9 protein-coding genes are annotated in these 10,798 nt (G+C 61.2%); 5 read left to right on the top strand and 4 right to left on the bottom strand.

Annotation, left to right across the window (positions count from 1 at the left end):
- Positions 1 to 344: 344 nt before the first annotated feature.
- Both ACFPN9_RS12565 and ACFPN9_RS12560 read left to right on the top strand, forming a co-directional pair.
- Complete coding sequence (locus ACFPN9_RS12565) at positions 345 to 866, top strand: hypothetical protein (RefSeq protein ID WP_377817143.1); 522 nt, start codon at positions 345 to 347, stop codon at positions 864 to 866.
- Positions 867 to 1,385: 519 nt separating this feature from the next.
- On the top strand, positions 1,386 to 3,011 hold the full coding sequence (locus ACFPN9_RS12560; RefSeq protein WP_377817142.1) for a hypothetical protein: 1,626 nt from the start codon (positions 1,386 to 1,388) through the stop codon (positions 3,009 to 3,011).
- Between the two features lie 84 nt (positions 3,012 to 3,095).
- Here the strand turns inward: ACFPN9_RS12560 and ACFPN9_RS12555 are convergent, their stop codons facing one another.
- Entirely contained in the window at positions 3,096 to 3,701 is a 606-nt protein-coding gene (locus tag ACFPN9_RS12555; protein ID WP_377817141.1) for a hypothetical protein, read from the bottom strand.
- Positions 3,702 to 4,058: 357 nt separating this feature from the next.
- A protein-coding gene (locus ACFPN9_RS12550) for an IS3 family transposase (protein WP_377817140.1) occupies positions 4,059 to 5,422 on the bottom strand; the annotation gives its coding sequence in 2 pieces (ribosomal slippage) (positions 4,059 to 5,072 and positions 5,075 to 5,422; 1,362 coding nt in all).
- 242 nt (positions 5,423 to 5,664) lie between these two features.
- Between ACFPN9_RS12550 and virB10 the strand changes: the two genes are divergently transcribed.
- Positions 5,665 to 7,014 carry a type IV secretion system protein VirB10 gene (virB10, locus tag ACFPN9_RS12545; RefSeq protein WP_377817139.1) on the top strand — a complete coding sequence of 450 codons (1,350 nt, stop codon included), beginning with the start codon at positions 5,665 to 5,667 and terminating at the stop codon, positions 7,012 to 7,014.
- Positions 7,015 to 7,286: 272 nt separating this feature from the next.
- On the opposite strand, the gene ACFPN9_RS12535 is transcribed toward virB10, so the two are convergent.
- Positions 7,287 to 8,387, bottom strand: a complete 1,101-nt coding sequence (locus tag ACFPN9_RS12535; protein ID WP_377817138.1) for a type IV secretory system conjugative DNA transfer family protein — start codon at positions 8,385 to 8,387, stop codon at positions 7,287 to 7,289.
- 156 nt (positions 8,388 to 8,543) lie between these two features.
- Here ACFPN9_RS12535 and ACFPN9_RS12530 point away from each other — a divergent pair, with 156 nt between their 5' ends.
- The gene (locus ACFPN9_RS12530) at positions 8,544 to 9,263 is read left to right on the top strand and encodes a putative quinol monooxygenase (protein ID WP_115671934.1); all 720 of its coding nucleotides are present in this window, start codon (positions 8,544 to 8,546) and stop codon (positions 9,261 to 9,263) included.
- A 154-nt stretch (positions 9,264 to 9,417) separates the two neighbouring features.
- Here the strand turns inward: ACFPN9_RS12530 and ACFPN9_RS12525 are convergent, their stop codons facing one another.
- On the bottom strand, positions 9,418 to 10,017 hold the full coding sequence (locus ACFPN9_RS12525; protein ID WP_115671935.1) for a recombinase family protein: 600 nt from the start codon (positions 10,015 to 10,017) through the stop codon (positions 9,418 to 9,420).
- Between the two features lie 184 nt (positions 10,018 to 10,201).
- Here ACFPN9_RS12525 and ACFPN9_RS12520 point away from each other — a divergent pair.
- Positions 10,202 to 10,798, top strand: a 597-nt coding sequence (locus ACFPN9_RS12520) for a helix-turn-helix domain-containing protein (protein ID WP_377817137.1), incomplete at its 3' end; no start/stop codon positions are given.

Below are 10,798 nucleotides of genomic sequence, written 5' to 3'. Positions count from 1 at the left end.
CCGAAAGGGGTCAGCCTATCCAATGGCCGACTTTTACGCCGCCCGCGCCGGCACAAACGCAGGCGCTCCACTGGATGGTTTTCTCACCGCCGTGCACAGCCTATTTTTAATTTGGGAAATGAGGCCCGTTTTCGGGCCTGTCGTTGGTGGGGCCAGCCACTCAGAGGCTGTGCAGTTGCGGGGGTTTCAACCGTCCTTGCCGGGGGCTTCTCAGGCGCCCTGGGCGGGGCGCAGCCGGGCGCACAGGGCAGGGCCTGGTCCTTGAGGGGAGGGAGGCTCCGTGGGGTCTTTAAGCCCTTTCATGGAGCCTCGTCCTTGGCGGGAAACGCCGGCGGCAGCTGCCAGTGCTTCAGCCAGCAGATGCCGCCGGCGGAATCGTCCTTGAGAGCGGCCTGGTCGATAGCGGCCGCGGGGTTTCAGCCATTCCTCAAAAGAAGAGCAAGGGTGGCGATTGTGGCATCAAACAGCCGATTTGTTGGGGGTTTTGTCGATCTAGGGGTTGGTGGCATGCTGCCGTCGATCGGCTCTCTGCTACCGGCGTGGTTTACGACGAGGATGCCAGCATGCGGGATTTGAGCAGCTACTGCTTGAACCGGAACCAGGAGAGCCGGGTCCTCAATGCCTTATGGGCGGCGTTGTCTGACGAATTCCCTCGGCCGAGGGGCTGGCAACCGCGTCCGGACGAAGTCGCGGCGCTGCGCCTCGAGGTCGTGATCGGTTTGGGGTTCATTGGCCAGGAAATCGTCCGTTTATGGCTCGAAGACCAAGGATTTCCCCGAAAACTGCCGACGAGAGGGCCGGCGACCAAGCCGGGCTGGGTATCGCGGGATAGGCGCGGGGTCCGTTTCAAGGGCCGCGATCAATAAGCAGTATGCCAACCCATGCTCAACATACCAGATGCAGTGTTTCTATCTTGGAATGTGATTCGCATAAGGAACATTATGGAACTCCTCACCTTGCGCGCGGCAGCCTTTGCCCGGCAGGATCGGCATTTCTGAGCCTCAATTCAAGGCAACTATATCGATGACAAACGCTCCATAAGCGATTGATTCAGCAAGATCGAAATTGCGCTTTTTGGGGCACCGAAATGTTGGCACTGAGCTGCAACCGATTGCGAATTGGAACGTGTTCAATAACCCGCATTTTCGAGGTGCGGAAATTATGCGCATTTTCGTGCAGGAAATTATCGCACTTCGCTCAGACGACCCGGCAGGACGCAACCCAAAAACTGCGGAAAATAGGGATAAAAAATATCCGCAGTTTGGCGCATTCAGCTTGCATTCGGCGAGGCTGTGGGCGCCGCCGTTGCCTGTGCGGGTTTTTACGCAGAAAATATTCGCATATCGGAGATCAGGGCTTGCCCGGCACGAGGACGGCCCGATAAAATGCAACTGCGGTTTTTGGTGACGAAAACCCCGACATTTTCAGTTTCGGATTTTCAGATGCCGGCATTTCAGTACACGTGGGGCGTTGAGCGCCCGCGCGAAAAACTCCAGCGCCACACGGTAAATGCGACCGTCGGTGCCGAGGTTGCTCGCGCCGAAGCCAAGCGCGAACTCGAAGAAGCGCGTCTTCGTTACGAGGCGCGTCTGGCGCAGATCGATCAGGACGTCGGCTCCGAGCAGATGCAGATCGAGATCGTCCAGCTATCCGCTCCTGGCGGACGCTATCGTCGGGACATCGCTCAGACGGTCGCGGCGCGTTTTGGGCTCCTGGGTGGCGAGCCGCTGCCCAAGCGCGGGCCCGGACGACCGCGCAAATATGGACCGGATGATCCGCGGCCGCGCAGGCCGTCGCGGGCGAAGACCCGTGCTGGTCGGCTGCGCGCGAAGGTGGCCCAGTTTGCGACGGCTGCTGCGGTCGCCGTGGTGATGGGCGCGTCCACTGTCACCGCCTCCCCTGCTCGTTCTGTCGCGCCGCAGGCAGCGCCGGCGGTCGGTCGCGCGCTTCTGGTCGACACGATTGCTGCGAAGCAGGACGTGGCGGCGGCGGTCGACCTGGTCGTGACGGTTTCGGACGAGGCGATTGTGGCTGCTGCGCCGGCGGTTCCGGAGACTCCGGCTTTTGATCTGCGCGCAGCGGCCGAGCGCTTGAACGCTTATCGGTTGAATGCGCTGCGCGAATTCGCTTCCGGCGCGGAGGTGACGATCGACGGCGAGATCATTCTATCCGCCTATCTTCAGTCGCACCGCAGGGCCCGCCATGTGTGCGCGTCCGACTGGGTGCGCGGTCAGGATGGCGCGAAGCGGCATGACTACGATTTCACCGATCCTGCGGATGCCGAAAAGGTGCGGCCTGAGATCCGCGCCCTGTTCAAGGGTTTCGGTCTTTCGCGGCATCAGCCAAGCCATGATGCGAAGGATCCTTCGCGCGGTATGGCGGAGGAGGATCTTCAGCTTTGGATGAAGGCCGCCATCTTCAATGGCGTCGATTGTCCGATCGGCGATTTCGACGTCTATCTGCACCGCTATGGTTCGGCGAAGGCCTATTACCGGTTTGATTGGGAGGGGCTTGAACCCGCGATCCAGGAGGAGCGCGATCGGTTCTCTGTTTGGCCCCTCATCGAGCACCGATTGGCTTTCGTCGAGCGCCGGTTCGATGAGGTTGAGCGGGGAGTTACCGATCTTGTCACAGCCAAGGTGCGCGTCATGGACGACGAGGTGCGCACGATTGGACGCCTTACTGCGACCAAGCAGGCGATCTATCGGAAGGTCGTCGATGCCATGACGTGGTTCGAAGGCTTCTCTCGTCTCGACCTTCTGGCCTGGGCTGGTGACGATCCCAAGCATGATCGCAAGTGCCGCATCTTCCAGCGCTTCCCGGGCTGGGCGTTCCCGAAGGAGCTTCATCCGGCTGTCCATGATGGACGGATCTTCGAGGAGGAGGCGCGGTTTGAATATGCAGGGCCTAAGCCTGATGAGCTGGTCGCCTTCGCGGAGAAGGATGATCAGGGTCGGATCGAGAACCTGCGCAATCTGAGCAAGCTCGATTTCGCGGAGATCGAGACCTGAGGGGTTTCCCGCAGCAGGCGTGAGTAAGGGGCGGCCACCGGATGGTGAGCCGCCCCTTTTCGCAAATCGAATTCGGTCGGCGTATCAGCACACCCGAAGGGTAGCGTTCGGTCCGAATCGTCTGACTGCGTATCGAGCGATGTCGAGAAGGCCCGTCAGGTACCGGTCGCCGTCCGCGGCGCTGTTCTCGCGCTCCAGGATCTCGCTCGCCTTGTAGGTGAAGAGATCGGTGACCTTCGGGAGCCTCTGACCAAAGGCTGCGAAGGCGTGTTGAGCGTTGCTGTAGCAGACGTTCATGGCGGGCTCGTCGACGCAGGTTCCATCGACAGAGATCGTGGCGGCGTGCTGTTCGCGCCCATTGCCGACATTGATGCGCACGAGCTGGCCTAGTCCGACGACTTTGCGGATGAGGGCGATCCCGATCTGGTCGACCGCGGTTTTCTCCTCGGCGGAGAGTGTGCCGTCGAGCAGCACGCGTTCGATGGCGGAAGGGTTCATGTCCCAACCGGTCTCGCCATAGAAGTCATAGGTGTCCTCGTCGTCCGCGAGGAAGAAGGTGCCTTCGCATTCGTCGAGGCCGGCGCTCAGCGCGCGGATGATGACGCGAGCGGCGCTGGTCGGGATGTGCTGGTAGACCGTCTCGTCGTTGCGGGATCCCTGCGCGTCGCCGGCGGTGATGTTGACGGTCATGATCGTCGTCCTTCCTGGGATTTCGCAGCGATCTGGGTCTGCCCAGATGGCCTTTGTCGATCTCGTGATCGGAGGGCTGCGATCCCTGTCGGTCGACGGGCTGGCTCAGCTGATGAACTTGGCGATCGCTGCGCCGGCGCAAACCGCGCTGAGGACGAACGGCATGACACGGATCAGCTTGGCGATCGCGGTGGTGGTCGAGATGGTCGAATGGATGCTCATGATCAAATCGGCTGTTGGACATCGATGCGCTTCGAAAGCTCACTCAACGTCTATTCCTGGGTGTCCGTCGTCAGAACATTCGGCACAACTCGCGGCGTAGATTAGCGGAGTGCGGACCTCGTCAGGGGGTTGATGTTAGGCGGCGAACTTGCGGTGCTGCAAGCGCCGATGTTCGATGGTCTGTCGCTTGATCCTTTCGCGCAGTTTGATGATTGCCGGAGCCCTGCCGAAGTAGGCGTCGGCAGGCGTCACGTTGGCCAGGCTCTCGTGGTATCGCTGGTGATTGTAGTGCTCGACGAAGGCCTCGATGTGGGCTTCGAGGTCGCCGGGCAGGAAGTAGTTTTCCAGCAAGATGCGGTTTTTCAGGGTCTGGTGCCAGCGCTCGATCTTGCCCTGGGTTTGGGGATGACACGGGGCGCCGCGGACATGGCTCATCTTCCGGGCCTCGATGTATTCCGCCAGCTCACCCGCGATGTAGCTGGGGCCATTATCGCTGAGTAGCCGGGGTTTGTGCAGCATCGTGGCGCTGTCGCAACCAGAAGCCGCCAGGGCGAGGTTCAGCGTGTCGGTGACGTCCTCGGCTCGCATGTTGGTGCACAGCTTCCAGGCGATGATGTAGCGCGAGAAGTCGTCGAGCACGGTCGACAGATACATCCAGCCCCACCCGATGATCTTGAAGTAGGTGAAGTCGGTCTGCCACATCTCGTTCGGCCGCGTGGTTTTCGTGTGGAACTGATCGGCAGCCTTGATCACGACATAGGCCGGGCTGGTGATCAGGTCGTGGGCCTTCAACAGGCGGTAAACCGTGGATTCCGACACGAAGTAGCGCTGCCCATCGGTGAAGCGCACGGCCAGTTCCCGGGGGCTCAGCTCAGACTGTTCCAGCGCCAGCTCGATGATCTGGTCGTGGATGCCCGCCGGGATGCGGTTCCACACCCGGCTCGGCGCCGATGGCCGATCTTCCAACGCCTCCGGCCCGCCTTCGAGGTAGCGATCATACCAGCGGTAGAATGTCCGACGAGGGATGCCGAGTTGGTCCAGCGTGCGCTTGGCCGACAGGTGCGACTGCTCGACGGTTCTGATGATCTCGAGCTTCTCGGATGCGGGATATCTCATTCGTCGTTGTCCCCATCCGCGACCATGCTTTTTTTGAGCAGACGGTTTTCCAGTGTCAGATCGGCCACGCATTCCTTCAGGGCCCGGGCTTCGCGGCGCAGGTCCTGGACCTCTCCGGTGGTCGCGGCACGGGCGGTGTCGCCGGCCAGGCGGCGCTTGCCAGCTTCCATGAACTCCTTCGACCAGGTGTAATACAGGCTCTGGGCAATGCCTTCCTTGCGGCATAGCTCGGCGATGCTGTCTTCCCCGCGCAGGCCATCCAGCACGATGCGGATCTTGTCCTCGGCCGAAAAGTGGCGCCGGGTCTGTCGGCGGATGTCCTTCACTACCCGCTCTGCTGGGGCCTTGGCGGGCGATTTTACATTGGAGGATCTGGGCTTCATCTTCGTTCCTTCGTCACTACGACGAAGCCCAGATCCTCCTTAAATCACAACCTCAAATCTGTGCCATTGGTGCTGACGGCGGACAGTCGACCGGGTGAATTACCAGTGGACGCTGCGCAACGGCGAGGATGCGATCTGCATCTTCAACATGCGTCTCAACAATCTGAACGAGCCGACGGGTCTGGAGCCTCATGCGCCGCAGCGCATTGGCGGCCCGAAGCCGCGTCGGGTGAGGACCAGCAATGCCATCTCCTAACGAGTACCGGGCTCTGGCCGAAGAGGCCGCGGGCAGCGTGGTCGCGGCGCGCGCCTCACGGATCGGGACCTTCCTGAAGGTTGTGGTGCCGGCCGGCGCCGTCCTGGTCGCCGGCTGGATGATCTACAGTGCGATGCGTGCGCCCGACCGGCCCTCGATCACGAGCCCGGACACTGAGGACTTTCGCACCACCCAGTATCCGGGGCCGTCGATCGACACGCCGCGGCCGCAGCTCGACAACGGCACCATCACGGTCCCGACCGCGCCCGAACCTCCGCCTCCGCCGCCGGCCCAGCCACCAACGACGATCGAAGCGCCTCCACCTCCACCGCCCCTCCAGCCGCCGGTCCAGGAGGCGACCGTACCCGACGACAGCGAGGCGCGCCGGCTGGCTGAGGAGGAACGACTGCGTCTGGCGGAAGAGGAGCGGAAGAAGTGGGAGCGTCTGCGCGCTGGCCAGCTTGTGGTCGATAGCGGCGGCACAGCCGGTGAGGCGAGGGGCGCCAATCGGAATGGCAGCGGGGCGGTCGCCGCCGACAATACCGAAGACGATCCGAATCGACGCTTCCTGGCCCGCACCGGGCAGGCTGGCGTCGAAGTTTCCGAGGCGACGAAAAACCCGCGCATCGACGCTTTGGTCGCGCAGGGAACCATGATCAAGGGCGTGCTCGAGACAGCGATCCAGAGCGATCTCGCCGGCATGGTGCGCGCCGTCGTCTCCGAAAATGTCTGGTCCTTCGACGGCCGCCGCATTCTCATCCCGGCCGGCTCGCGCCTGATCGGCGAATACCGCAGCGGCCTGAGCACGGGCCAGACCCGCGTGTTCATCGTCTGGACGCGGATGCTGCGAAGCGACGGCGTCTCGGTGCAGCTCGGCTCGATGGGGACCGACGAACTCGGCCGGACGGGCATGACCGGCATCGTCGACAAGCACTGGGTCGAGAAATTCGGCTCGGCCATCTTGCTCAGCCTGGTCGGTGGCACGGCGCAGTTCATCGCCAATCTCGGCCAGGACAATCAATCCGGGCAGAACCAATACAGCACCATCGATCCCAATACAGGCCAACCGGTGCTCGTGCAGGGCCAGCCGAACCAGAACGCGCTCTATGCGCGGCAGATCGGTGCGCAGCAGGTTTCCATGACGCTGAACCGGATCGCCGAAGAGGCCCTGCGCGACTCCATCAACATTCCGCCGACGATCCATGTCGACCAGGGCTCGCGCATCATGGTCTTCGTCCGGCGCGATCTCGATTTCTCGGCCTTCTATCCTGACCCGGTGAAGGAGGCCTTGCGGGAAATCCGGCTTGAACGGGACCGTGCACGTCCTGTGAAATAAATCATGAAATAGGAATATGTTCCATAATTCTCATTATGCGAATCGCGACCGACACCGATGAATGACACGACCCGGACCGTCTTTCTGAGCCGCGCGCTGGAGCCGATCAGGCGCTGGCTCGATGACGACACGGTCGTCGAGATCTGCGCCAATCGGCCTGGAGAGGTCTGGGTCGAAGTCGCTGGCGGCACCGAAATGGAGCGCCATGCCGTGCCGGAGCTCAGCCGCGCCGCGCTACGCCATCTGATGGAGCGCGTCGCCGCCTTCAGCGGTCAATCCGTCAACGAGGAGCATCCCCTGCTTTCTGCCGCCTTGCCGGATGGCGAGCGCTTCCAGGGCGTGCTGCCGCCGGCGACGACCAATGGCGGCGCCTTCGCGATCCGCAAGCAGGTCGTGAAGGACATGCGGCTCCAGGAGTACCGCAAGCGCGGCTCGTTCGAGGCAATCGATATCGGCGATCCGAACGCGCTGAGCGCGGCCGATATCCGTCTTTGCGAACATCTCGACGCCGGCGAGATCGAGAGGGGCGGCACTTTCAGCCGCCGATCACGGAATTTCCGATAGATCGCCTTGAACGGCGCGTCGCGGAAGTAGGTCAGCTTGCCAATCACGAAACCCGGAGCGTTCGGTACCAGCACGATCGCGCGGTCGGACGGCATCTGGCGCAGCTCCTCGGCGGTGCGCAGCGCACGTTCCTGATAACTGACGCTCTTGTCACGGCTGGCGAAGATGCCTCTGCCGGCGCGGATGATCGGGGTCCGAACCTCGATCGTGGTCGAGCCGAGCATCTTCGAGACATATTCCGAGGTCTCCAGGTCGTTCATGCGGATGAAGAGCTTGACCTGGCAGGCGGAGACGGTGGTCTGCCGCGTCGCGCGGCCATAGAGCTCGTCGAGCTGCGCCAGGTCCTGAAGGATCAGAACCATGCGGAAGCCATAGCCAGCATTGATCGTGAGCTTGGAGACCAACGACTCCATCTTGCCGAGCTGGCGGAACTCATCGATCACGATCAGGACCTGATGGGGTTCATCCGGCCCGGGTAAGCGTTCCACGGCGGCTGAAATCCGGTTGTGACCAATCGTTTCGCCAACACCGACAGAAATAGGAACCCGCGCTAGTCGCGTGTGGCGGACGGCTTCTGCCTTAGCTGCCTGCGTTTCGTCATGCGCTTTCTGTAGCCTTGGCTGCATGAGTTTTCCGAGTGCCGTCAACCTGCATCCCGCGCGGTCCCTGACAAACAGATCACCCCCGAGCTCGTGTTCAAGCTTCTTGATCGCGGTCGTCAGGGACGGTTGGGAAACATTTGAGGCGCTAGCGGCATGGGTGAAGTTGCGATGCTGGCAGACAGCCAAAAAATACCTGATCTGGTTCATCTCCACTGCCACAGTCTCCGTCACTTTCCGCCATGAGGTTCACCATAGCACATGTCTATCAAAGAATAGAAGTTCGGGATTGGTGCCTGAGGCATTCGGCATGGGAAAAGGGTGCATCGAAACCAGACACAACAACCTCTCAATCAGGAGGCGACCATGAAAGCCCAAATTCTCAAGACACTCGCCGCTTTGGCCTTGATCACGACATCTGCAGCCGCACAGGAAACCCCAATGGAAAATCACACTGCCAGCTACATCGCCATGCCCGCTGCTGAAGGCCAGACCGAAGCATTCGCCGAATTTCTGGCCGGAGCCGCCCCGATTGTCGCGGACACCGAACCAGGCACCGTGCTTTGGTTTGCCTTGCAAGCCGAAGATACGCTCGCGATCTTTGATATCTTCGTGGATGAAGAAGCGCGCAATGCGCATTTCTCCGGCGCCGTGGCCGCGGCTTTGAACCAAAATGCCGACGCGCTGGTCGCCGGAGGCTGGGACGATGGTGTTGTCGCGAACATCAACAATTCCGATGTCCTGTCGATGAGGGAACCGGTTGATCTCTACTCGGCCACGACAGCCACGTACATCACGCTCGAAGCAGCACCCGGCAAAGGGCCGGAATTGGCAGCCTTGCTGACCGCAGCTGGTCCCATCGTCGAAGAAACCGAACCCGGCACATTGTTCTGGGCGGCGCTGCAGATTGACGAAACATCCTTCGCAATCTTCGACATCTTCACAAACAATGCTGGCCGTGAAGCACACTTTGCCGGTCAAGTCGCCGGGCTGCTGAACGAACGGGCAGCGGAGTTGGTCGCTGGCGGGTGGGACGACGGTGTGGTCGCTAACGTCCACAACTTCGACATCCTCGCCATCAAGTAGCGCGATGTGACAGGAACAAAAGGCGCCTGGTGCAACGCATCAGGCGCTTTGCCGAACGAATTTAGATCACCGTGAAGCGGTCGTTCGAGTAACTGCAGCGAATTAGCGCTTTGTTCGCACAGCGTAAGTTCATGTATAGCGCGGCGAAGGTCAGCTATTGTGCTTCGATGGATACTTCAGCGCTCGGCGTCCGTTGTAGAACGCGATAGACCGTTGGCCGCGAAACGTCGAAAAGTTCTGCCAGATCGCTGACGGAGTAGTCGCCCGTGTCATACATGCGCCGCAGCTCTGTCTGGCGGCGATCCGACAGCTTGGGCTTCTTCCCCTTCAGCTTCCCCTTAGCGCGGGCGAATGCCATGCCCTCTTTGGTGCGCATGCGGATGAGGTCTGCTTCAAACTCAGCGAAGGTGGCGAGGATGTTGAAGAACATCTTTCCCATCGGATCGTGCGGATCATAGACCGACGCTCCCAAGGCAAGCCTCACCCCGCGCTTTGCCAACTCATCTGCGATAGACCGAGCATCCGGAACCGACCTTGCCAGCCGGTCGAGCTTCGGGACCACCAGCGTGTCGCCGGCTCTTACGGCGGCTAAGGCCTGCGCCAGTCCTGGCCGCTCGCGGTTCGTTCCGGTCAAGCCATGGTCAGTATAGATGCGGTCCGCAGTCACACCGAGATGCAGGAGGGTGGCCTTCTGAGCGGCAAGGTCCTGTTTATCGGTCGAGCATCGGGCGTATCCAATGCGGGTTTCAGACATGGGGGCGTCCTTCGTGAAAATTATTCTGGAGCCATGTAGAATTGTAACGAACAAGACCCCTTCAATGATACTATCACCGTACCAGCTAAATGAGAATCGATTTTCCCCTCAAATATAGGGTGTGGCCCGGAGGCGGGACGGCGTCCGCTCAGAGTTCCCCTTTCGGACAGGTTGGAGAAACAGAATGGATGAAGCGATGCGCCGGTTCGCCGTTCTGCGGCCTCATCTGGAAGAGGGTGTTTCTCTGGTCGCAGCCGCCCGCGCGGCTGATGTGCCAATCCGGACGACGCAACGCTGGCTGTCGCGCTATAGGCTGAAAGGTCTGGACGGGCTAAAGATCAGGAAGCGATCTGATTACGGCACTCGCAGACTGCCCGAGCCCTTGATCGCTCTGATCGAGGGGCTGGCGCTTCGCAAGCCGCGGCTGTCCTGTGCCGCAATCTGTCGACGCACCAAAGCGATTGCGAAGAGCAGGGATTGGCCGGTCCCATCCTATAGCACCGTTCATTCCATCGTGCAGGCGCTCGATCCTGCGGTGGTCACGCTGGCGCAGGATGGGGCGTCAGAATGTCGTACCGCTGACACACGCGATACACGCCCCTGTCACCGCGGAGAGCTATCAGAACAGCGCGGGTTGCCAGCCGGCTTGAGTGGACAAGCGAGCGCTGGAGGGGATTTCGAACGGCGCGGCGTCCCTGATTGCGGCGCCCGTCACCAGGAAAGAGCAGAGCATGCTGACGGATCGTCACGTCGCCGAATATCAGACCAAAGGTTTTGCCGT

The sequence above is a fragment of the Allobosea massiliensis genome (assembly GCF_042655245.1).
Taxonomy (GTDB): domain Bacteria; phylum Pseudomonadota; class Alphaproteobacteria; order Rhizobiales; family Beijerinckiaceae; genus Allobosea; species Allobosea massiliensis.
This window is presented reverse-complemented; position numbering and strand designations above follow the sequence as displayed.